Genomic DNA, 22,454 nt, shown 5'->3' on the forward strand with positions numbered 1-22,454 from the left:
CCGTCAGGGGGCCGGCTTCTCGACCGGCATGACATTGTATTCGCGCACTTCAGCTTGGCTGAGGCAATAGCGCGTGCTTGGATTGTCGTCGCGCTTAACGGCCTGCTGCTTGTACATGATGTCGGTCAGCAGTTTGCGGCTGATGCCCATACGGATGAGAAAATCATTATCCTCGCTTGCCAGCATTGCGGAGGATTGTTCGATGCTGGTGATCAGTTCGGTGGTCGCCTTGCTTCCTTCGATCACCACTTCATCGATCAGCGCGCGGTCATTCGTGTGTGTGAACATGTGAACCATAAACACCCCGCCTTCGTCGATGACACGACGGTCGCCGCCCATGAAGACAAAGTTGCAGGCCGAGAAGCATGTCCAGCCCGAAGGCACCCGGGTCAGCATGCCGCGATAGGACCGGATGACCCGCCCCGCTTCGTTCCCCGCGCTCACATCGCCGCCACGCGAACGAAGCCAGATTTCCTCGATCCGGTCGTCCGCCTCAATTGCGGCCTTCAACCGGGTCGGCAAGGTCGGATCAATCGCTCCCTCGGCCAGCAAGACGAGCTTGCCGCCGCGCTGCGCTGTTTTCAGCGTCATCGCGGTTTTGGGCCCGAAATCAGGCTTTGCGGGACAGGTAGGATTGTCCGGATCCATCGCCGTCGCGCCCGTCAGCAATACGAGCGCGGCCAACACAGCCAATGCGCGGACGCCGCGCATCATGCGATGATCGAGTAGCGCGCCGAACCGGGCGCCCGGCACATCCGCTTGTCCGCACGGGTTTCCTCGCCCTGAACGATCACGACATCGGTCACGGTAATGCAATCGAGATCGCCGCTAGCCCGTTCGCGTCGGGTGACGGTAGAGGTGCCGCTCACATCATCGCGCGTGGACGAATTCCATGATGCGCTAGACCCCACCTGGGCCGTTCCGTCCTCCGTATCGGCGCGGGTGGCTTGGAGCGTCGCTGCTGCGGCTTGTTTCTGTTCTTCGGGGTCTAACCGACAGGCTATGCTTTCAGTCAGCTGGTCGGAAAATGCCGGGACCGGAACGAACGATGGGAGGCGAGCCTTGCGCGCCATATCTCTCACCGCGCCGCCGAGAAGGCCACCAACCACGCCGCGCGCCTTGTCACCCTTTTTGCCCTCGCCGCAGGTGTCGGCGCGATCCGCCCCACGCTTGCCTCGGTTAAGCAGGGTGCCGAGCTGCGCCTGCGCGGGCATGGACGTTGCCACCAAAGCTAGCGCTCCGATGATAAGGGTAAGCCTTGCTCCAGAAACCGGCATCGCTTCCCTCCGTCCCATCCTTGGAAACTACGCCCGGGATGCCATGAGGTCAATCAAGCCCGCCCTCACGCCGCCTTCTTCGCCTTGCTCGCCCGCTTGACGATCCCGGAGAGCCCCTTGGTTAGCTGGAATAGCCCGTTGAGGCGGCTCAGCGGATCGGCCCAGGCGCGGTTGATGACCAGCTTCATATCCGGGCGCAGTTTGGCGGTGTCCTTGCCGCCGTCATTGAGCCGCTCGACGTAGGCGATGAGGCCCATGGGATCGGGGAAGTGGTCGTTGTGGAAGGTGACGAGTGTCCCGCGAGCGCCGACATCGATCTTGGCAACGCAGGCAAGGATCGCCTGATGCTTGATCTCGATCAGACGGATGAGGTTCTTGGTAGGCTGCGGCAGATCGCCGAAGCGGTCGATCATTTCGGCGGCGAGGCTTTCGATCTCGTGCTGCCCCTCAGCCTGATTGAGGCGGCGGTAGAGGGCCATGCGGACCGCGAGGTCGGGGACGTAGTCCTCGGGGATCATGATCGGGGCATCGACCGTGATCTGCGGGGTCAACTTGTCGCGGGGCTTGTCGAGGCCCATTTCGCCCGCCTTGGCGGCCATGATCGCCTCTTCCAGCATCGCCTGATACAGTTCGAAGCCGACTTCGCGGATATGGCCCGATTGCTCGTCGCCCAGCAGATTGCCCGCCCCGCGGATGTCGAGATCGTGGCTGGCGAGCTGGAACCCGGCGCCAAGGCTGTCGAGATCACCAAGCACCTTCAGCCGCTTCTGCGCAACTTCCGACAGGGCCACGCCCGCCTCGTGCGTCAGATAGGCATAGGCGCGCAGCTTGGCCCGGCCCACGCGCCCGCGCAGCTGGTAAAGCTGGGCAAGGCCGAAGCGGTCGGCGCGGTGGATGATGATGGTGTTGGCGGATGGAATGTCGAGCCCGCTTTCGACGATGGTGGTCGACAGCAACACATCATACTTGCGGTCATAGAAAGCGCCCATCCGCTCCTCGACCTCGCTGGGCGACATCTGGCCGTGGGCGGAGACGGATTTGATTTCGGGCGCGTGTTCGCGGAGCCATTCCTCGACATCGGCCATGTCGGAGATGCGGGGCACGACGATGAAGCTCTGCCCGCCGCGATGATGTTCGCGCAGCAGGGCCTCGCGCATCACCATGTCATCCCATTCCATCACGTAGGTGCGCACCGCGAGGCGGTCGACCGGCGGGGTCTGGATGGTGGAGAGTTCGCGCAGACCGCTCATCGCCATCTGCAGCGTGCGCGGGATCGGGGTGGCGGTGAGGGTGAGCACATGAACGTCGGCGCGCAGCTGCTTGAGCTTCTCCTTGTGGGTGACTCCGAACCGCTGCTCCTCGTCGACGATGACGAGTCCGAGGTTCTTGAACTTGGTCGATTTGGAGAGGATCGCATGGGTGCCAACGACGAGATCGATCTGACCGTTCTCCAGCCCCTCACGGGTCTCGGTCGCTTCCTTGGCCGTGACCAGCCGCGATAGGCGCCCGACATTCAGCGGGAAGCCGGCAAATCGCTCGGCGAAGTTCTGGTAATGCTGGCGGGCGAGCAGGGTCGTTGGCGCAACGATGGCGACTTGTTGCCCATTCATTGCTGCAACAAAGGCAGCGCGTAGCGCGACCTCTGTCTTCCCGAAACCGACATCGCCGCACACCAGCCGGTCCATCGGACGGCCGCTTTCCAGATCGCCCAGCACATCGGCAATGGCGCGTTCCTGATCCTCGGTCTCCGACCACGGGAAGCGGTCGGTGAACTGGCCAAGGGTCGCGGGATCGGCGGGGAGGGAAGGGGCCTGCCTGAGCGCACGCGCGGCGGCGACCTGCATCAGCTCCCCCGCGATGGCGGTGATGCGTTCCTTGAGCTTGGCGCGGCGACGCTGCCATGCCTCACCGCCAAGCCGATCCAGTTGGACGGCGAGCTCGGACGAGCCGTAGCGGCTGAGCACGTCGATATTCTCGACTGGAATGAACAGCTTGTCCCCCCCGGCATATTCCAGCGCGACGCAATCGTGCTGGCTCTTGCCGACCGGAATCGGTTCAAGGCCGAGGTAACGCCCGATCCCGTGCTCGATATGCACCACCAGATCGCCGCGCGACAGTGCCTGAAGTTCGGCGAGGAAGGCATCGGAATCCTTGCGCTTTTTCTTGCGCCGCACCAGCCGGTCCCCGAGAATGTCGGCTTCGGTCAAGACTTCCAGCGTGTCGCTGGCGAACCCCGTTTCGAGCGGGAGGACGACCACAGCGGTCTTGTTCTTCGCCGCCAGCCCCAACGCCTGCTGCCAGCTATCGGTAAGTGCGGTAGGGGCGCCAGCTTCTTCGATAATGGACGCGATGCGGCGGGCGGAGCCGGTCGAATAAGCCGCCACCAGCGACTTACGCGACCCCTTCGCCACCGACTTCAGGTGCTTGGCAGCGGCTTCATAGACATTCTCCCCGCGCCCGCGTTCCGGCGTAAAATCGCGGGCGGAGCGGAACCCGAAATCGAGCGTGCCCGCCTTTTCCTCGCTGGCAAAGCCTGTCGCGCGGTGAGCGGGCATGGCCGCGAGGCCCGCGTCGAATTCGGCGCGCGTCAGGTACAGCGCATCGGGCTTTAGCGGACGGTAGCTGCCCTTCTTTTCGCTCGCGATCCGGCCGCGCTGCTGGTGGTAATCGGCAATGTCATTGAGGCGTTCTTCCGCCGCGCCGAGCGCGCCTTGGTCGATGATGACCACGTCGTCCTTGGCGAGGTGATCGAACAGGCTCGCCATCCGATCTTCGAACAGCGGAAGCCAGTGCTCCATACCCGCAAGACGCCGCCCCTCGGACACGGCTTCGTAAAGCGGGTCCTGTGTGGCGTTCGCGCCGAACAACTCGCGGTAACGGCTACGGAACCGCTTGATGCTCTCCTCGTCGAGCAGCGCTTCGGAGGCGGGGAGCAGCAGGTGTTCGTCAATCCGCTCGACAGTGAGCTGCGTGGCAGGATCGAACAGGCGCAAGCTCTCCAGCTCGTCCCCGAAGAAATCGAGCCTGAGCCCGGCATCAAGGCTGGAGGGGAAGATGTCGACAATCGAGCCGCGCACCGCGAACTCGCCATGGTCGATCACCGTATCGGTGCGGCCGTAACCCTGACGGACCAGCAACGCGGCGAGGCTTTCGTGTCCGATGGTGGTGCCGACACGGAATTCGCGCACGCTCTCGCGCACCCGGAAGGGGGTGAGCACCCGTTGCAGCACGGCGTTGACCGTGGTCACCAACAATTGCTGCGCGCTGCCCGGTTGCTGCAAGCGGTGCAGCGCGGCCAGCCGTTCAGCGCTGATCGTCAGCGCAGGGCTCGCCCGGTCATAGGGCAGGCAGTCCCACGCGGGGAAAGCGATCACTTCGATCTCGGGTGCGAAAAAGCGCGCTGCCTCAGCGGCTGCGCGCATCGCGGCATCGTCAGGCGCGATGAACACCGCCCGGCGCTTGGCCGCCCGCGCTAGATCGGACAGCACCAACGGCAGGCTCCCGCGCGGGAGCGAGGCGAGGGTCAGCGGTTCACGGGCCGCGAGGATGCGGTTGAGATCGGGCATAGATTTCCAGTCAAGCGGCGCGAGGCCGAAGGGTTCCCGCGCAGGCCCCGTCAGCGCGGGATGTCGACGTAATCGAGCTTTTGCATCACCACCAGCAATTCGCCCGCCAGATGCTCCGGCGGCGGCTGCGAACCCAGCGCCCAGGCCATCACATCGACGTCATCCTCGTCGAGCAGGGCTTCGAACCACGCCAGTTCGGCCTCACCCCAAGAGGCATGGTAGCGATCAAAATAGCCGCCCATCATGTAATCGGCTTCGCGCGTGCCGCGGTGCCAGGCGCGGAACTTGGCGCGGGCGAGGCGCTGTTCGAAGGAAGGCGTTTCGGTCATGGCGACCACCTAGCCACAGGCTTGCGCAGGCACAACTCGCAAAGACGCAATCGGGGTGATAGCGAATGCATCATGCGCCCCGAGGCTCTCAACCCGCTGTTTGCCGAAGTCACGACGCTGGAAGGCGTCGGCCCGAAGCTGATGAAGCCGCTCGAAAAGCTCGGCCTGACGCGGGTGAAGGATGTCGCGTATCACCTGCCCGAACGGTTCGTCAGCCGCCAAGCGATTGCCGATCTTGATGCTGGCAGCGAAGGCGAGCAGGTCATTATTGCGCTCACCGCGATCGAACACCGTACGCCGCGGGCCGGAAGCCGCGGGCCGTACCGGGTGCTGGCGCAGGATGCGATTGGCAATGTCTGCGCGCTGACGTGGTTCGGCAAGGCGGCCTATAGCGCGAAGAAGCTGGTCCCGGTGGGCGAGAAGCGCTGGATTGCCGGGCGGCTCGACCGCTACGGCGACATGCTTCAGATCGTTCACCCCGATCATATCGAGGCGGAAAGCGCCGCCAATATGGGTCGCTTGAGCGAGCCGGTCTATCGCCTGTCGGACGGGCTGACCCAGCCGCGCATCGCCGATTTCGTTCGCCAGTCGCTCACCCGCCTTCCGGCGCTGCCCGAATGGATCGAACCGGGGCAACTGGAGCGCGCGGGTTGGCCCGCCTGGGCCGATGCGCTGCGCTTGGGGCATGAAACCACCGACGCCAAAGCGCTAGACCGGCTTGCCTATGACGAGTTGCTGGCGAACAGCCTCGCGCTGCTGCTGGTCAAAGCCGAGGGGCGGCGGCGCAAGGGACAGGCGTTGGCGGGCGACGGGCGCCTGCGAGCAAAGCTGCAACTGCCCTTCGCGCTGACGGGCGCACAGGCACGCTCCATTGGCGAGATCGCGGGTGACATGGCGCAGGAAGCGCCGATGCTGCGGCTGCTGCAAGGCGATGTCGGGGCGGGTAAGACGGTGGTGGCGCTCAATGCGATGCTGATCGCGGTGGAATCGGGAAAGCAGGCCGCGTTGCTCGCGCCGACCGAAATTCTTGCGCGGCAGCACTTCGAGACTTTGCGCAAGATGCTCGGGCCGACGGGCGTGGAGATCGCGCTGCTGACCGGCCGTGCGAAGGGGCGGGAGCGCGAGTCTATCCTGATGGGGCTGATGGATGGCTCGATCCAGATGCTGGTTGGCACCCATGCGATCTTTCAGGACACGGTCAATTACCGCGATCTGGGGTTGGTGGTGATCGACGAGCAGCACCGATTTGGTGTGGCGCAGCGACTGGCACTCGCCGCCAAAGGCAGGCGTGCGCCGCATACGCTCGCGATGACTGCGACCCCGATCCCGCGCTCGCTGACACTGGCGCAATATGGCGAGATGGACGTGAGCCGTCTCGACGAACTGCCCCCCGGGCGGCAGGCGATTGACACGCGCGTGGTGCCGCAAGAGCGGATGGACGAGGTGGTGGCCGGGGTCGAACGCCACCTTGCAAGCGGGCAACAGGCCTATTGGGTCTGCCCGATGGTGCGCGAGATCGACGGCGTGCCTGATCTGGCGGACATCGCTGCGGCCGAGGCGCGCTATGCGGCGCTGAAGGAGCGGTTTGGCGACGCTGTCGTGCTCGTCCACGGCCAGCTCCGCCCCGAGGTCAAGGATGCGGCGATGGAGCGTTTTGCCAGCGGTGCGGCGCGGCTGCTGGTGGCAACTACCGTGATCGAGGTCGGGGTGGACGTGCCGTCAGCCACACTGATGGTGATCGAACAGGCCGAGCGCTTCGGCCTTGCGCAATTGCACCAGCTACGCGGACGTGTGGGGCGGGGAGCGGAGAAATCGACCTGCCTGTTGCTGCGCGGCAGTGCGCTGTCCGAGACGGGTCGGGCACGATTGGCCCTGATGCGCGAGACGCAGGACGGGTTCCGGATCGCTGAGGAAGATCTCGCCCTTCGCGGTGGCGGCGAATTGCTCGGCACGCGGCAATCAGGTGAGGCGGCGTTCCGGATCGCGAATCTGGAACAGATGCAGCGCCTCTTGCCGATTGCTCACGGCGATGCACGGCTGCTGATGGAGCGCGACGGCGGCCTTACCAGCCCGCGCGGGGAAGCGGCGCGGTTGCTGCTTTATCTGTTCGAACGCGACTGGGGGGTGCAGTTGCTGCGCGGCGGCTAGGCCCGCTGCTGCACGCCTTCGCGGATCAGGCGGTCGACCCACGCGCCTGTGCCCAGCGAGATTACGCTCCACGCTGCCTCGAACGCGGCGGTATCGCCGTAGTAGGGATCGGCTACGGGCTCACCCCGGCGACCATCGACCGCGTCCATCAACATCGCCAACGTGGCCGTACCATCGCGCGGCGCACGGGCGCGCAGGCCTTCGAGATTGGCGCGGTCCATCGCGATGATGTGGCTGAACCGGTAAAAATCATCCTGCTCGATCTGCCGTGCCGACTGTCCGGTGATATCGATACCATTCAGATTGGCGACCGCGATGGCGCGGGGATCGGGCTGGCTACCGACGTGATAGGACGCGGTTCCGGCGGAATCGACATGAAACGAAAGTTGCCGCTCCAGCGCCGCTGCGCGGAACGCACCCTCCGCCATCGGTGACCGGCAGATATTGCCGAGACACACAAACAAAACGCCGATCCTGTGTTCAAATCCCCCATGCATTAGGGTGCGTTAGTATAAAATATCATGCCTGTCCACGCCCTATCATCTTGGTTTCATGCGGAACATGCATCGCTGTCGACGAAGCGTTAGCAGGGCGGGACAAGATTGAAGCGCCCTGGGACACCTGGGACAGCGGAGGGAGGCCCGGCCTAAGCTGCGGCGGCGGGAAGCGGCGCGGTGGTCGCCAGAACGTCCTCGGTGATCCGTCGGATATTGACCTTGGCCTTCAGTCTTGCGCCCAACAGTGCCGTGCCAGAAACCTTGCGCTGGACAAACAATGTCTCAATCGGCGGAAACGCCCATGTGTCCTTGTCCTGAGCGATGGCATAGCCTTCATCGCGCAGCAGCGGGATAAAGGCCCGGTCGCCGAAATCGAAGGGGGCGTCCTCGCGCATTTCGCCAATCACGATCTCGATCATCTTGTTGACCCGCTCGGGGTGCTTTTCAGGGACAATCGGCATCATGAACCCGGCTTCGATCGTGGCGGCGAGCACGTCTTCGGCATTGCCGCGCAGGCCGGCGGCGAGCATCTTGCGATAGCCGTTGGCCACCATCGGATCGACCGGGCGGCAGGCCCCAAAGTCGAGCAGGATGATCTCACCCGTCTCCCGCCGATAGCGGAAGTTGGCGAAATTGGGATCGGTCTGCATCACGCCGAAATCGAACAATTCGCGCGTCACCAGCCGGATCAATCGCGCGAATACCTCGTCTCGGCGTTCGGGCGGCTCGTTGCCGAGCTCCTCGATGCTCACCCCGTCTTCAAAGCTCATCGCAAGGATTGAGCCGCGGGTCAGGCCTTCGTGCAGGCGGGGCACGACGAAGCCCGGCGTGCCCGCCAGCCGCTCACGATACATCGCCATCTGCGCGCCTTCGCGGGTGTAATCGGCTTCCTCGTGGAGCTGCTGCTTGGCCGCGGCCATCAGCTTACCCATCTCCAGCTCGGGCGGGGCGAAACCGGCCACCTTCAGCAGGGTCATTACATTATCGACGTCGGAATCGATGCTTTTGGCGACGCCGGGGTATTGCACCTTGATCGCCAGCTCTTCGCCATCGCGGGTCAGGGCCTTGTGGACCTGGCCGATGGAGGCAGCGGCGATCGGGCGGGGGTTGAACCAGCGGAACTGCTTGCGCCAATCCGGCCCCCATTCGGCGCGCAGCACGGCATCGAGCTGCTTGGTCGGCATGAAATTGGCCTGATCGCGCAAGGTAGCGAGGATCCTTGACAATTCTTCGGGCAGGAAATCGCCCGCATCCAGGCTGATCATCTGCCCCATCTTCATCGCCGCGCCGCGCAGGTGCGACAGGCGGTCGGTCATGCGCTGGACATTGCCGGGCGTGAGGATCAGGTCGCGGGCGTTGATGCCTTCGCCGCTGGCGATCCGGCGTGCGCCTTCGGCCACCATGCCGCTCGCCACGCCGCCGACCAGCCTTCCGAATGTGCCGAACCGCGCGATCCGGCCCGCAGGCACGGCGCGCTGGCGGCTCTTGTCTTCGGGGAGCTTATCGAAGTCGGGAATGTCGTCGTCGGCCACGAGGAGGGGTGTTCCAATTGCGAGAGGCTTTTGCGGGCAACGGCTTGCGCGCGCCTGCGTTCCACCTGAAATGGTGCACCTTAGCTGATACTCAACTAGGAAATGCTTAGGCCGCCGTCGACTGGCAGACATTGCCCGGTGATGTAGTTGGAATGGGTCGAGGCGAAGAACACTGCCAGCCCTTCGAGCCCTTCGTGATCGCCCGGACGCCGTAGCGGGATGCGCTTGGCCATCCATTCACCGAACCGAGGATCGGCGCGTGCAGTGATATCGGTTTCGTAAAAGCCGAATAGCAGCGCATTGGCGGTGATCTGGTAACGCGCGAGTTCGAACGCGGCGGCGCGGGTGAGGCCGTTCACGGCCGCCTTGGACGCGGCATAATCGGACGAGCGGTTGACCCCCATGATCGACTGCCCGGACGAAGTCACGATCAGCTTACCACCCGCATCGCCGTCTTGCGCGCGGGCGATCATGTGGCGGGTGACGTGCTTGTAGACCAGCGCCGCGCCGCGGGTGTTGACGCCCATGGTGTTGTCCCAGCCTTCGGGTGTGATTTCGGGGATCGCCTGACCCGCGCCCGGAATTCCCGCATTGGCAAAGCACACATCGACACGGCCGAGCGTGTCGAGCGTCGCTGCCATGGCGCGGGCAATCGCAGCTTCCTCGGTTACTTCGCAGGCGAGCGCGATGACGCGGCCGGTTCCCAATTCGCCCAGTTCCTCAAGCGCGGCGGCGTTCTTCCTGGGATTGCGGGCCCAGATTGCAATATCGGCGCCTGCCTTCGCCAGCCCTCTTGCCATTGCGAGGCCAAGCCCGCCATTGCCGCCGGTGATGATGGCCGCCGTGCCAGTCAGATCGAAGATGTTCATGGGCCCATGTGGTGGCGCAAACCGGCGTCGCTCGCAAGAGGATCGGGAACCGCAACGCGCGGCAGGGTTTGAGCCGCCATGGACGCAGTAACACCACAACCTCCCGCTTCGCTTTCCGCAGCGGCCCGCGCCTTGGGTTATGCCGGACTATTGCCTCAGATCATCTGCATCGCGCTGATCCTGATGGGGCACGAATGGCGCTATTCGGCGCTGGCAGGCGGGTTTGCCTATGCGGCGGCGATCTTCAGCTTTCTGGGCGGGGTGTGGTGGGGCCAAGCGCTCGCCAGCGGCCGCGCGACCAGCGGTGCCTATGTAATCGCGGTCATACCGAGCCTGCTGGCCCTCGCGCTTTTCCTTCCTTGGACATTTGGCTGGGAATGGCCCGGCCCCGCGCTGTTCTATCTGGGAGCGCTGATCCTGGGCTCGCCGCTGATCGACCGGGCGCTGGGCTATGCCGCGCCAGACTTTCTACGGCTGCGCTGGCACCTTTCGATTGGGCTCGGGAGCCTGACGATTGCACTTGGCTTCCTGTCCGACCGGGTGATCTGACCGCGTTTTATGGGCAGGTGCGCAGGTCAGTGCTGCGCCTGTCGTTTGCGATGAATTAACCAATGTATCCTAGGGACAAGCTTGGCTTTGCCCTCGGGAACGCGTGCTTGATGATCGGAATTCTTCAGAATCTGGCCGACACGATACGGCGCACGTTCGGCTCAGCCGGCGAGGAAGTCGCTGGATTCAAGCAGGAGCTTGCGCAGCGTTCGGGTGCAGCCTTGCTGCGCCGCAAGCGCACCAAAGTTGCGCTGCTAGCGATACTATTCGGGGTTGTGTCCTCGATCATCGAACTTCCGCTACCCCTCGAAGACCTCTACCGCGCCGCGCGGGCAGAGCTTCGTTCCCGCCCCGCGCCGCGCGATGTCGTGATGATCGCAATCGACGATAAGACACGTGCCGCCAATCAGCACAACCTTCCCAACCGGATGCAAGACACCAAGGTGGTCGATACGCTGATCGCTTCCGGCGTGCGCCGGGTCGTGTTCGACCGCGCGCATGCCGATCCCGAAACGCCGAAATCCGACGCGATGTTTGCCGACATGCTGGCCCGTCATCAAGGCAAGGTGTGGCTGGGCGTTGTCCCGGCAAGCGACATCGGGTTCCAGAGGGTCGACGAGATCGCGCCCCTCCCTGAATTCCGTAAAACCGTCAATCTTGCAGCGATGAACGGGCGCGCCAATCTTTTCGGCCTGTCGGTGATCTTTCCGACTTCGATCGACCTCGGGGGCAAAAAGGAGGGGTCCATCTCTGCCGTTCTTGCTGAATACACGGGGCCGACGCGGCTCTATCGGCCCGACACGGCGTTCGATGCCTCGACCGTTCCCTCGTTCAGCTATGTCGATGTGCTGAATGGCCGCGTACCGGCGGCTGAGCTGCGCGGCAAGAACGTGGTGATCGGGCAGGCCTTCTTTGGATCGAGTGACTACTACTTCTTGCCGTTCCGCCCGAACACGAAAGTGCCGGGCTCCTATTTTCATGTCCTTGGTGCGCACACACTGAAGCGCGGCGTGCCGCTTGACCTGATGTGGTACCCGGCGATGCTCCTGGCCGCGCTTGCCATGGCCGTGCAGGTTGTGAGCCGGCGGCGCGCGTCGAATTCCTTGATGATAACGTCCTTCGGGCTGCTGATCGCGACATTCGTGTTCGACGAATTCACCTTCAATATCGACATTATGTCCGCACTGCTCGCCATGGGGGCGGCCGCCATCGGGTTCCAGCGGATCAATCGCAAGTATTACAGCAGTGATGTCGATGCGATGACGACGTCGGCTATCGCTTCGGATCGCCCGAGCGAGGAGCGTGATGTCTACGCGCTCAAGATTGCCAATCTCGCCGAGTTTTCGGAAGAATGGACGGCCCGCGAGATCGGGGAATTCGTCAACACTCTGATCGCTTACGTGAAGGGTCCGGGCGAAGTCGGCGACGTTGCGTTCGAGCGTGATTTGCTGGTCTGGCTCGCGCCGCGCATGGAGAATGGCGAACTTGAACGCCATGCCGATGGGCTTGCGATGATGCTCAAGACTGCAATCAGCTATGACTGGCAGTCATCCAACAGCGCTCCTGCGCTGGGGATCGATACCAATCATGATCTGCCGGTCGCCTCGCGCATCAAGAAGGCGATGCAGGCGGCAGACGAAGCTGCTAACCGCGGTGTGCGCTTCATCATCAATGACGCCGCACATCTTGAAGCGCGCAACAATCGACTTCAGCTGATCAAGGTGTTGGAAAAGGGCCTGCGCGACCGCGATATTGGTGTGGCTTACCAGCCCAAGGTCGACCTTGCGTCAGGCCGGATCGTCGGTGCGGAAACCTTGATTCGCTGGCAGCCTGAGGGTGAGGAGCCAGTCAATCCGCAAGATCTGGTGCTCGCAGCCGAAGCCGGTGACCGGATCAACGAGCTCACCCTTGTTGTGATGGAAAAGGCGCTGCTCGAGGGTAAGCAGGCGATCGCGCTCGATCCGCGCTTCAAGCTGGCGGTCAACATGTCGGCCAAGAGCCTGTCGGACACGCACCTGCTGTTCGATATCATGACTTTGCTGGGGCGTTTTGACTTCCCGCCCGAAAATCTAACGCTGGAACTGACCGAAACCGCCAAGCTGGAGGATGACCGAATCGCTCCGCAGATCGCAGCACTGAAGGCGCGTGGCATCGGCCTGTCGATCGACGATTTCGGCACTGGCCAATCCAATCTCGAATATATCGAGAAGCTGCCGAGCTCCGAGCTCAAGATCGACAAGCGTTTCGTGCAGCACATGGCTACTTCCGAGGAAAGCCGCGCGGTTGTGCGCGCCACGATCGAGATCGCGCATTCGCTCGGCAAGACCGTCGTCGCCGAAGGCGTTGAGGATCTTTCGGTCGCAGCGGCCTTGACGGCGATGGGTTGCGATCAGGCGCAAGGCTACCTGTTCTCGCGTGCGATCCCAATGTCAGAGCTGCTGGTGATGATGGGTGGACGAAGATCTGCAATTTACAGTTGATTAAGGTTAATAATGTGTTAAACACGCCCTACAGCTTTTGCGCTGATAGGAGTGTATTTTATGTGGGGTTGGATCACACACATGTTTGGCAGCCGCTAAGACGGCTCCGTCAGATATAGGAGAAAGCCCCGGGAAACTGGGGCTTTTTTCGTTTCTGTGGCCGCGTTTCCCTTGGTAAGATACGCTCCGATGAAGATGGCATGGCCCGCCGGTTCTGCATTGTGTAACGGCTGATCTGCAGCCAGCAGCGGTCGCCGATCGATTCTCATTAACCGTTGCGCTGCCCGCGCCTCCGCACCGTAGGCTAATCGGTCTCCATCATCCCGGAGAACGATCTTGCCGTCCCAGACCTCCCCAACTCTTGCCGAGCTCGGCGATACCACCAAGGCCTTGGTCAGACGTCGCTTGCTCGTGTCGTTGGGTATCAGCGGGATGGGTCTTGGTGTTCCAAACGCATGATCATTTCGGGGGTTATGCGTCAGCGCGTGAAATTGGCTGCGCGCATGGTGTGCTGACGCAGCGGCTGCATCGCCTGTGCGATCAGTTGCTGGCGATCGACATCAGCCAGACGGCTCTCGCCCTCACTCAGCAAAGGCTGGGCACGAAGGCCGGCCTCGAATTTGCGCAGATGGGCTTCCCGACCGAAGCGCCGCGAGGCCTGTTTGACCTGTGTGTCATGTCCGAGGTCGCCTATTACTGGGACGCTGATGACCTTTCCCGCGCGGCGCAATGGCTGGCGGATCACCTTGTGCCGGACGGACGCGTGGTGCTGGTGCATTACACGGGCGAGACCGATTACCCCTGCACGGCTGACGAGGCGGTGGGCGCGCTCCAAGGGGGGACATCTGGGCAGTTCACGACCTGCCTTGCCGAGCGGCAGGAAACCTATCGTCTCGATCTGTGGGTACGGCGATGAGCCTGTCGGTCCTCACCCTCGTCCGCAACCGGACGGAGCATCTGGTCAACCTGCTCGAAGGTGTGGCGCGCAGTGCTGTGCAACCGGACGAGGTTATCGTGGTCGACATGAGTGACACGCCGGTGCGCCTTGAGGTGCAGCATCCGCTGGTGCGGTTCGAGCGCCTCGAAACTGATGGCCTCCCGCTGGCAAAAGCACGCAACCACGCCGCCGCCTGCGCCACGGGTGAGCGGCTCGTGTTCCTCGACGTCGATTGCATCCCGATGCGCGATTGTCTGGGCGGGCTTTCGGACGCAATCGGCGCGCACGACCGGCTTGTGTGCGCAGAAGTGCGATATCTCGGGCCGGGCGATGCGTCAGGCGCGTGGGACGAGGCAGCGTTGCTCGCCAACGGCGCAGTGCATCCGGTCCGCCCGTTTCCTGCGCAAGGGCTTGAGCAGGTCGACAATCCCGGCCTGTTCTGGTCACTCGCCTTTGCCATCCGCCGCAGCACCTTCCAGCGGATGGGCGGGTTTGACGAACGCTTTACAGGCTACGGGGCCGAAGACACCGATTTCGGCTTTGCGGCGCGCGCTGTTGGCTTGCCGCTGTATTTTCTCGGCGGCGCGCTGGCCTGCCACCAATATCACCCGAGCTTTGATCCGCCGCTGCAACATCTTGACGACATCGTCGCCAATGCGCGCCGGTTCCGCGAAAAGCGCGGGTTCTGGCCGATGGCAGGCTGGCTGGAACAGTTCGCCGCGCTCGGGCTGGTAGCATGGCAGGACCACACGCTCACAATTCTGCGGCAGCCCACACAACGCGAACGCGACCAAGCGATGAGCTTTTGGCCCGCAGACGGCAGCGCGCTCTAATCTGGTGTGAGACCACTCGGCTCAGGACTGCGCTAGCAAGTCGGGCCGCGTACAACCACAACGCCAACCGGCCAGTTTCCCCTAGTCGGGGAAAATGGCGGATTTGCGTTGGATTAGATGCCAGACTTGGCGAAATTGGTCGGGGAGAGAGGATTCGAACCTCCGGCCCCTGCCTCCCGAAGACAGTGCTCTACCAGGCTGAGCTACTCCCCGACCGTGTCGGTCCCGCTTGGGCAAAAGCACCACGCGGGTCGAGGCAAGGCGCGCCCTATAGGTGTGGAAGACGAGGGTGGCAAGCGGGCAATTGCGGCTTATGATGCGCCGCATGGCCAGCGCTGCGATTCCTCTCAATGAAACCGCCTTGCCGCATCCCGAGCAGCAATATCTCGATCTGATGCGCACCATCTGGGAAACCGGGAGCGAGCGGGTCGACCGCACGGGGATCGGCACGCGGTCAGTTTGTGGGTCTATGCTGCGATTCGATTTGGGCGGGGGTGCGATGCCGCTGCTCACGACCAAGCGGGTGTACTGGAAAACCGCGACGCGCGAGTTGTTGTGGTTCCTGACCGGGTCAACCAACATCCGGCCGCTGGTGCTGCAAGGTGTGAAGATCTGGAACGAGTGGCCGCACGCCAATTATGTCCGCGAGACGGGCGAGGCGATCAGCCTTGATGCGTTCGTGGCGCGAATCGCCGATGACGAGGCTTTCGCCACGCGCTGGGGCGATCTCGGCCCGGTCTATGGCAAGCAGTGGGTGGACTGGCCGACCTATCGCTATCGTGCCGACGGGCTTTACGAGAAGGGCGAGGGGATCAACCAGGTCGCCGCGGTGATCGGATCCTTGCGCACCAGCCCCGGCAGCCGCCGCCACATCATCGAAGGTTGGAACGTCGCCGAGCTTGACCGCATGGCGCTTCCCCCGTGCCACAAGACCTACCAGTTCCATGTCACCGGAGAAGGCGCAGACGCACGCCTCAACTGCCTGCTCTATCAGCGCAGCTGCGATGTCGCGCTCGGTCTGCCGTTCAACCTGTGGTCGGCGGCGCTGCTCACGCGGATGATCGCGCAGCAGGTGGGGATGCAGCCGGGCGAGCTGGTGTGGATGGGGGGTGATGTGCACCTCTATCTCAACCACGCGCATCTGATCGAGGAACAGCTCGCGCGTCAGCCGCAGGGCCGCCCGACGCTAAGGATCACGCGGACACCCGAAACAATATTCGGATATACCATCGATGATTTCGTGGTGCATGATTACACGCCGCTACCCCCGATCAGCGCGCCTGTTGCGGTTTAGCGCCACCACCTGCGCGGCGCTTGACCGCTTGATGGCGTTGAAATAAAAATACGTATTCAAGCAATGATCACACCGGTGTTGGCCGGTGCCACGCGAGGGGAAAGCGCAAGGATGGCCGAACCAGCGAAACCGGCGGACACCAATCGCCCAGCGCTCGCGTTGCACGTGCCGGAGCCGAAATACCGGCCCGGTGACCGCGCGGATTTCTCGCATCTCGACATCGGCCAGCCCGGTGATCAACCGCGCCCCGACGAAGGCGTGCACCCCTCGCAGATATCTGGCCTCGCCTATGGCCTGATCCGGGTGTTGGGCGATGACAATCAGGTGCACGGCCCGTGGAACCCGCGTCTCAGCCCCGATACCTTGCGCGCGATGCTCGGCCACATGGCGATGGTGCGGGCCTTCGATGAACGCATGTTTCGCGGCCAGCGCCAGGGCAAGACCAGCTTCTACATGAAGTGCACCGGCGAGGAGGCGACCTCGATCGCGCCCGCGATGGCGCTCGCCAGTGATGACATGGTGTTCCCCAGCTATCGCCAGCAGGGCATCCTGATCGCGCGCGGCTATCCGCTGCTGGACATGATCAACCAGATCTATTCCAACCGGGCCGACAAGCTGAAGGGCCGCCAGCTGCCGATCATGTATTCGAGCCGCGCGCACAGCTTTTTCAGCATCTCCGGCAATCTTGCCACGCAATGCCCGCAAGCCGTTGGCTGGGCGATGGCGAGCGCGGCCAAGGGTGACAGCCGGATCGCGGCATGCTGGGTCGGCGAAGGCTCGACCGCCGAGGGCGATTTCCACTCCGCCTGCACCTTTGCGGCTGTCTACAACGCGCCGGTGATCCTGAATGTGGTCAACAATCAGTGGGCGATTTCCAGCTTCTCTGGCTTTGCCGGGGGCGAGCGCACCACCTTTGCCGCGCGCGGGCTGGGCCATGGCATCGCGGCGCTGCGGGTCGACGGCAATGACGCGCTGGCCTGCTATGCGGCGGCCGAGTGGGCGGCGAACCGTGCGCGTGGTAACCACGGGCCGACCCTGATCGAATACTTCACCTACCGCGCCGAAGGCCACTCTACCTCCGACGATCCGAGCGGCTATCGCAGCGCGCAGGAGCGCGAGGAATGGCCGCTCGGCGATCCGGTGACGCGCCTGAAGAAGCACCTCATCGCAATCGGCGAATGGGACGAGGAACGCCACGCAGCGATGGACCTCGAATGCGCGGAACTGGTCAAGGCGACCACCAAAGAGGCCGAGAAGAACGGCATCCTCGGCCATGGCCTCCACCACCCGTTCCACACCATGTTCGAGGACGTCTATGAGGAGCTGCCTTGGCACCTCGAAGAACAGGCCGAACAGGCGATTCGCGAACGCATCACCAAGTTCGGCACCGAAAGGCCCTTCGGATGAACGAGAACCCGGCAACCGTGGGCGAAGCGGTCATCGCCGAACGCCGCCTCAACATGATCGAGGCGATCAACGAAGCGCTCGACATCATGCTGGAGCGCGATCCGGATGTGATCATCATGGGCGAGGATGTCGGCTATTTCGGCGGCGTGTTCCGCGCCACGGCGGGGCTTCAGGCCAAGCACGGCAAGAACCGCGTGTTTGATACCCCGATCAGCGAATGCGGCATCATTGGCGCAGCGGTGGGCATGGGTGCTTACGGCCTGCGACCGGTGCCGGAAATCCAGTTCGCCGATTACATCTATCCGGGCCTCGACCAGCTTATCTCGGAAGCCGCGCGGCTGCGTTACCGCTCCGCGGGCGATTACATCGCGCCGCTGACCGTGCGCTCGCCGTTCGGCGGGGGCATCTTCGGCGGCCAGACCCACAGCCAGAGCCCCGAGGCGCTGTTCACCCATGTGGCTGGCCTCAAGACCGTGATCCCTTCCACCCCGCACGATGCCAAGGGGCTGTTGATCTCCGCCATCGAAGACAATGATCCGGTGATCTTCTTCGAGCCCAAGCGCATTTATAACGGCCCATTCACTGGGTTCTACGACAAGCCGGTCGAGCCGTGGAAGAAGCACCCCGACAGCGTGGTGCCCGAGGGTTACTACAAGGTGCCGCTCGGCAAGGCGCGCCATGTGCGCGAGGGTGAGGCGCTGACTGTGCTCGCCTATGGCACTATGGTCCACGTCGCGCAGGCCGTGTGCGAGGCCAAGGGTGTCGATGCCGACATCCTCGATCTGCGCACGCTGGTGCCGCTCGACATCAAGGCGATCGAGGCTTCGGTCGAAAAGACGGGCCGCTGTATGATCGTGCACGAGGCGACCCGCACAAGCGGCTTCGGCGCGGAATTGTCAGCGCTGGTCACCGAACGTTGCTTCTACCACCTCGAAGCCCCGGTCGAACGCGTCACCGGCTTCGACACGCCCTATCCCCACAGCCTCGAATGGGCCTATTTCCCCGGCCCGGTCCGCATCGGCGAGGCCATCGACAAGCTTCTCAAGGACTGACCGGCACCATGGCGAGATTCATTTTCAAGATGCCCGACGTGGGCGAAGGCGTGGCCGAGGCGGAAGTCGTCGAATGGCACGTGAAGGTCGGTGACCGGGTCGAGGAAGACCAGCACCTCGTCGACGTGATGACCGACAAGGCGACGATCGATATCGAAAGCCCTGTCGCAGGCACGGTGGTCGATGTCGCGGGCGAGGTTGGCGACGTGATCGCCATCGGCTCGATGCTTCTGGTGATTGAGGTTGAAGGTGAGGGCGCGGCTGATCGCGACGCCGAGGCGGAGGGTGATGCTGAGGAGCAAGCCGAGGCCGAAGCCGAAGCGGCAGCCGAGCAGATTGAAGACGAAATGTCCGACGCCGATGGTGCGGAGGTTTCCGAAGAGCCTGCCCCGGCGCCCGCGCCCGCGCCGGCTGCGGTCCTCGTTAAAGTCCTCGCCTCCCCCGCCGTGCGCCAGCGCGCGCGCGAGTTGGGCGTCGATCTCTCTGAGGTGAAGTCTGCCGAAGATGGCCGCGTGCGGCACGGCGATCTCGACGCCTTCCTCGCCTACAACGCGGGCAGTGGCTTCGGTGCAGCCGGCAAGGCGCGCGGGGATGAGGTGATCAAGGTCATCGGCCTGCGCAAGCGCATCGCCCAGAACATGGCCGCGGCCAAGCGCCACATCCCGCACTTCACCTATGTCGAAGAATGCGATGTCACCGATCTGGAAACCCTGCGCGCGCAGTTGAACGCTGCACGGGGTGACAAGCCCAAGCTCACGCTGCTGCCACTGCTGATCACCGCCATATGCAAGGTCGTGCCCGATTTCCCGATGATCAATGCGCGCTATGATGACGAGGCCAATGTCGTCACGCGTTATGGCAGCGTGCATCTCGGCATGGCGGCGCAGACCGACAATGGCCTGATGGTGCCGGTGATTCGCGACGCGCAGAGCCGCAACCTGTGGCAATTGGCGCGCGAGATCGGCCGCTTGGCCGAGGCCGCGCGCACCGGCAAGGCGACGTCGGAAGAGCTTTCCGGTTCGACCCTGACGATCACCTCGCTCGGGCCTTTGGGCGGGGTGGCGACCACTCCGGTCATCAACCGCCCGGAAGTCGCGATCATCGGCCCCAACCGCATTGTCGAGCGTCCGATGTTCGTTAGCGACGGCATGGGCGGGGAGCGAATCGCCAAGCGCAAGCTGATGAACATCTCGATCTCCTGCGATCACCGCGTGGTCGATGGCCACGATGCGGCGAGCTTTGTGCAAGGCATGAAGAAGCTGATCGAAACGCCGGCGCTGTTGCTGGTGGATTAGGTGAAAAATATTGCGCCGGTGCAGGGCAAGAGGGCGTTGACAGCCCGAACGCCCGCGCCTAATGGCGCTGCTCCACGGGCGGGACGGCACAGCCGGAACGCTCGGAAGGACAAGATGCGCGGGTGTAGCTCAGTTGGTTAGAGCGTCGGCCTGTCACGCCGAAGGTCGCGGGTTCGAGCCCCGTCACTCGCGCCACTTGTTCTTCAGGGAAGCCGAAACGGCATTGATAAAGGCGGGCGTTAGTCCGCCTTTTCTTTTGCCTGCGTTGCGGCAGGCGGGCTCCAAATGCCGGTCTCCATCCAGATCAGGAAGCGCTTCAAGGGCAGCAGCCAGATCAGCCCCAACACGACATAGACGACTGCCTGCGAGCCGCCCGACCAGCGTCCGATGATGTCCGGCGCATAGCGGGCAATGACCACGCCATAAACGATCAGCGCAATGAAGAGGCTGACAATGCCGAACGGGATTCGCCAGGTTGGGGTTTCGCGCATCAGGTAAGTCCATATATCCGGGTCGGGGTGACGACCGCATCGAGTGGCACATCGTGAGGTTCGGTCGGCAGGGCGTCGCAGGCCTGCGCATCCCATGCCAGCCCAATGGCCAGCAACGGCGGATGTTCCGCCAGCCAGCGATCATAATGCCCGCCGCCCTGACCGAGCCGCGCGAGCGCCGGGGTAAAGCCGACCAGCGGTACGAACAGAACCTCGGGAACCAGCGTGTCGGCCTCAGCTGGGGGTTGCAGCATGCCGAACGGGCCGACTTCGAGATCGTCCTGCCCATAGGCATCGCTGTAGCGGCAGAAGGTCATCGCCGCATCTGGTCCAGAGAAATGGGGCAGGGCGATGGGGTGGCCCGCCTCATGGAAGAACCGCGCATAGGCCGCCGCGGGGGCCTCCCAGGGGCCGGCGTGATAAACGCCGATCACCGCCTCCTGCGGAATGCGGGCGAGCAAGGGCGCGGGCGGACGGTGGAACAGCAGCCCGCGGATATGATCAGGGAGCGCCTCGACATGCGCCTTGCGGGCAGCGCGAAGAGCCTTGCGGAGTTCGGTTTTGGAGGGGTTGTTCATCAATCAAGGCGGTAGACTTCAGTCTGGACGGCGGCAAGATCAACCACCTGCTCGCCCCTCCACCACCTTCGGTGGTCCCCCTCCCCTGAAGGGGAGGATTGTAACGGCCCGCAGGGCCGGAAGGGCGACCGCCCGCCCGCAGCGGCGCGGCCTTCAGGCCGTGTGAGCCAGGATTTCGCGCGCCGGAGGGCGCGCGGAAATCAAATAATGTGACGGAACCACCATGGGTCGTTTGCGCTAGAAATCCTCTGACGCGTTTTACGTCAGGTGGGCGCCGTATGCCCAAGCCTTCCGGACGAACCGGCAAACAAGGGCAGGGACAGCTCCCATTTGGATTACTTATAGCCTCAGGGATGTTCAATCGGCTCGTGCCGGGCAGTCCCGCCGCCTACCTATCTAGGCGCTTGGTGCCGCCGCTTCAAGCGCCGCGGCACTGGCTTCGATGCGGGCTGCCAAGGCTTCGAGTTGTTCGGCGAGCGTATCGCTCACATCTTCTGCCGGAGCAGTGCCTACGAACAGGTCAGCCTGGGGTGCGGCAGGGGGGCGCGCCGCAGGCGTGGCAGCAGCTTGGCGCACGGCTTCGAGCTCGCTTTCAAGCTGGGCAATAGTCTCGCGCAGCGCATCAGCTTCTGCTGGCTCGGTCTCGGGGGAGGCCGCCGGCTCGGAAGCGGCGGCACGCTTGCGTGCTTCAGCCAGTTCGTCGGCGAGGAACAGCGCGGCGAACAGCAGGTTCTGCGCTTCCAGCGGCGCGCGTGATGCGCCGAGCAGGGCATATTTCTCGGCAATCATCGCGCCGAGCCCTTCGATATGGGCTTCCTCGCCATCGGCGCAGGCGATGGTGTAGGTTTTGGGGCCGATGTTCAGCGTGACGGTGCTCATCGGGCGTCAGTCTTCCAGCTTGGCGAGGATATCGTCAAGTTCGCGCAGGCTTTCCGCGACTTGCTCGCGCAACCTCTCGTGAACGTTGACCAGTTCGATCACCCTGGCAGAGCTGCCTGCCGCCTTGCTTTCGGCGTTAGCGGTGGCTTCGCGCGCGATATCACTCGACGCCGCGTCGATCCGGGCAATTGCGGTCTCGATACGGGCCAGCGCAGTGGCGATGCGATCGGCGGTCATGGGCGCTAGCGATACCAACAGAATGCATGGGGTGCAAAGGCTTGGGCGGGGCTGTTGATAAGTGATGCGCCCTTGCAAGGGAGGCCGATCGGTCGACAGCGCGCGTGCCCAAGGTTGACCTCCCTGTTGGCCTCGGCAATGGCACGCCCATCTGAGCCGAGCCGAGTCGGGCGCGATGGCGCGCGGGGCCGGTTGCTGAAGCAG

The 22,454-nt window shown here is 63.6% G+C and carries 20 protein-coding genes, 2 tRNA genes and 1 other RNA gene; 10 read left to right on the plus strand and 13 right to left on the minus strand.

Annotated features, from left to right (window positions below; translation table 11 throughout):
- Positions 1–3: 3 nt before the first annotated feature.
- The 4 genes from GRI59_RS08670 to GRI59_RS08685 form a co-directional block, all read right to left on the minus strand.
- Positions 4–714 carry a COG3904 family protein gene (locus GRI59_RS08670; RefSeq protein ID WP_237440753.1) on the minus strand — a complete coding sequence of 237 codons (711 nt, stop codon included), beginning with the start codon at positions 712–714 and terminating at the stop codon, positions 4–6.
- Entirely contained in the window at positions 711–1,214 is a 504-nt protein-coding gene (locus GRI59_RS08675; protein WP_237440754.1) for a hypothetical protein, read from the minus strand. Before GRI59_RS08675 ends, GRI59_RS08670 begins: the two co-directional genes overlap by 4 nt.
- A gap of 128 nt (positions 1,215–1,342) precedes the next feature.
- The gene (gene mfd, locus GRI59_RS08680) at positions 1,343–4,843 is read right to left on the minus strand and encodes a transcription-repair coupling factor (protein WP_160760810.1); all 3,501 of its coding nucleotides are present in this window, start codon (positions 4,841–4,843) and stop codon (positions 1,343–1,345) included.
- Positions 4,844–4,893: 50 nt separating this feature from the next.
- Entirely contained in the window at positions 4,894–5,172 is a 279-nt protein-coding gene (locus GRI59_RS08685) for an FAD assembly factor SdhE (RefSeq protein WP_160760811.1), read from the minus strand.
- Positions 5,173–5,244: 72 nt separating this feature from the next.
- Between GRI59_RS08685 and recG the strand changes: the two genes are divergently transcribed.
- A complete protein-coding gene (recG, locus tag GRI59_RS08690) occupies positions 5,245–7,320 on the plus strand; it encodes an ATP-dependent DNA helicase RecG (RefSeq protein WP_160760812.1) in 2,076 nt (691 codons plus the stop codon).
- Here recG and GRI59_RS08695 read toward each other — a convergent pair.
- The 3 genes from GRI59_RS08695 to GRI59_RS08705 form a co-directional block, all read right to left on the minus strand.
- A complete protein-coding gene (locus GRI59_RS08695) occupies positions 7,317–7,817 on the minus strand; it encodes a low molecular weight protein-tyrosine-phosphatase (protein WP_160760813.1) in 501 nt (166 codons plus the stop codon). The two genes, recG and GRI59_RS08695, sit on opposite strands and share 4 nt — an antisense overlap.
- Positions 7,818–7,966: 149 nt before the next feature.
- Complete coding sequence (locus GRI59_RS08700) at positions 7,967–9,349, minus strand: ABC1 kinase family protein (RefSeq protein ID WP_337190251.1); 1,383 nt, start codon at positions 9,347–9,349, stop codon at positions 7,967–7,969.
- A gap of 95 nt (positions 9,350–9,444) precedes the next feature.
- On the minus strand, positions 9,445–10,218 hold the full coding sequence (locus GRI59_RS08705) for an SDR family NAD(P)-dependent oxidoreductase (RefSeq protein ID WP_160760814.1): 774 nt from the start codon (positions 10,216–10,218) through the stop codon (positions 9,445–9,447).
- A gap of 78 nt (positions 10,219–10,296) precedes the next feature.
- Here GRI59_RS08705 and GRI59_RS08710 point away from each other — a divergent pair, with 78 nt between their 5' ends.
- The 4 genes from GRI59_RS08710 to GRI59_RS08725 all read left to right on the plus strand — a co-directional run bounded on the left by GRI59_RS08710 (position 10,297) and on the right by GRI59_RS08725 (position 15,017).
- Complete coding sequence (locus GRI59_RS08710) at positions 10,297–10,767, plus strand: DUF3429 domain-containing protein (RefSeq protein WP_160760815.1); 471 nt, start codon at positions 10,297–10,299, stop codon at positions 10,765–10,767.
- Between the two features lie 110 nt (positions 10,768–10,877).
- Positions 10,878–13,247, plus strand: a complete 2,370-nt coding sequence (locus GRI59_RS08715) for an EAL domain-containing protein (protein WP_160760816.1) — start codon at positions 10,878–10,880, stop codon at positions 13,245–13,247.
- Between the two features lie 442 nt (positions 13,248–13,689).
- Complete coding sequence (locus GRI59_RS08720; protein WP_160760817.1) at positions 13,690–14,163, plus strand: SAM-dependent methyltransferase; 474 nt, start codon at positions 13,690–13,692, stop codon at positions 14,161–14,163.
- The gene (locus GRI59_RS08725; protein ID WP_160760818.1) at positions 14,160–15,017 is read left to right on the plus strand and encodes a glycosyltransferase; all 858 of its coding nucleotides are present in this window, start codon (positions 14,160–14,162) and stop codon (positions 15,015–15,017) included. Before GRI59_RS08720 ends, GRI59_RS08725 begins: the two co-directional genes overlap by 4 nt.
- A 136-nt stretch (positions 15,018–15,153) precedes the next feature.
- On the opposite strand, the gene GRI59_RS08730 is transcribed toward GRI59_RS08725, so the two are convergent.
- A tRNA-Pro gene (locus GRI59_RS08730) sits at positions 15,154–15,230 on the minus strand.
- Positions 15,231–15,342: 112 nt separating this feature from the next.
- Here GRI59_RS08730 and thyA point away from each other — a divergent pair.
- From thyA to GRI59_RS08755, 5 genes are all read left to right on the plus strand, one after another.
- Positions 15,343–16,311 carry a thymidylate synthase gene (gene thyA / locus GRI59_RS08735; RefSeq protein WP_160760819.1) on the plus strand — a complete coding sequence of 323 codons (969 nt, stop codon included), beginning with the start codon at positions 15,343–15,345 and terminating at the stop codon, positions 16,309–16,311.
- Between the two features lie 111 nt (positions 16,312–16,422).
- Entirely contained in the window at positions 16,423–17,718 is a 1,296-nt protein-coding gene (locus tag GRI59_RS08740; RefSeq protein ID WP_160760820.1) for a thiamine pyrophosphate-dependent enzyme, read from the plus strand.
- Entirely contained in the window at positions 17,715–18,770 is a 1,056-nt protein-coding gene (locus GRI59_RS08745) for an alpha-ketoacid dehydrogenase subunit beta (protein WP_160760821.1), read from the plus strand. Before GRI59_RS08740 ends, GRI59_RS08745 begins: the two co-directional genes overlap by 4 nt.
- 8 nt (positions 18,771–18,778) lie before the next feature.
- Positions 18,779–20,065, plus strand: a complete 1,287-nt coding sequence (locus GRI59_RS08750) for a dihydrolipoamide acetyltransferase family protein (RefSeq protein ID WP_160760822.1) — start codon at positions 18,779–18,781, stop codon at positions 20,063–20,065.
- Positions 20,066–20,183: 118 nt separating this feature from the next.
- Positions 20,184–20,260, plus strand: a tRNA-Asp gene (locus GRI59_RS08755).
- A 44-nt stretch (positions 20,261–20,304) separates the two neighbouring features.
- On the opposite strand, the gene GRI59_RS08760 is transcribed toward GRI59_RS08755, so the two are convergent.
- The 5 genes from GRI59_RS08760 to GRI59_RS08780 form a co-directional block, all read right to left on the minus strand.
- Positions 20,305–20,556, minus strand: a complete 252-nt coding sequence (locus GRI59_RS08760) for a DUF2842 domain-containing protein (protein ID WP_160760823.1) — start codon at positions 20,554–20,556, stop codon at positions 20,305–20,307.
- Entirely contained in the window at positions 20,556–21,134 is a 579-nt protein-coding gene (locus GRI59_RS08765) for a 5-formyltetrahydrofolate cyclo-ligase (protein ID WP_160760824.1), read from the minus strand. Before GRI59_RS08765 ends, GRI59_RS08760 begins: the two co-directional genes overlap by 1 nt.
- A gap of 211 nt (positions 21,135–21,345) precedes the next feature.
- Positions 21,346–21,519: non-coding RNA, 6S RNA (gene ssrS, locus GRI59_RS08770), on the minus strand.
- An 11-nt stretch (positions 21,520–21,530) separates the two neighbouring features.
- Positions 21,531–22,013 carry a cell division protein ZapA gene (locus GRI59_RS08775; protein ID WP_160760825.1) on the minus strand — a complete coding sequence of 161 codons (483 nt, stop codon included), beginning with the start codon at positions 22,011–22,013 and terminating at the stop codon, positions 21,531–21,533.
- Positions 22,014–22,019: 6 nt separating this feature from the next.
- The gene (locus GRI59_RS08780; protein WP_160760826.1) at positions 22,020–22,250 is read right to left on the minus strand and encodes a hypothetical protein; all 231 of its coding nucleotides are present in this window, start codon (positions 22,248–22,250) and stop codon (positions 22,020–22,022) included.
- Positions 22,251–22,454 lie beyond the last annotated feature (204 nt).

The sequence above is a fragment of the Erythrobacter ramosus genome, assembly GCF_009828055.1.
GTDB lineage: Bacteria > Pseudomonadota > Alphaproteobacteria > Sphingomonadales > Sphingomonadaceae > Erythrobacter > Erythrobacter ramosus.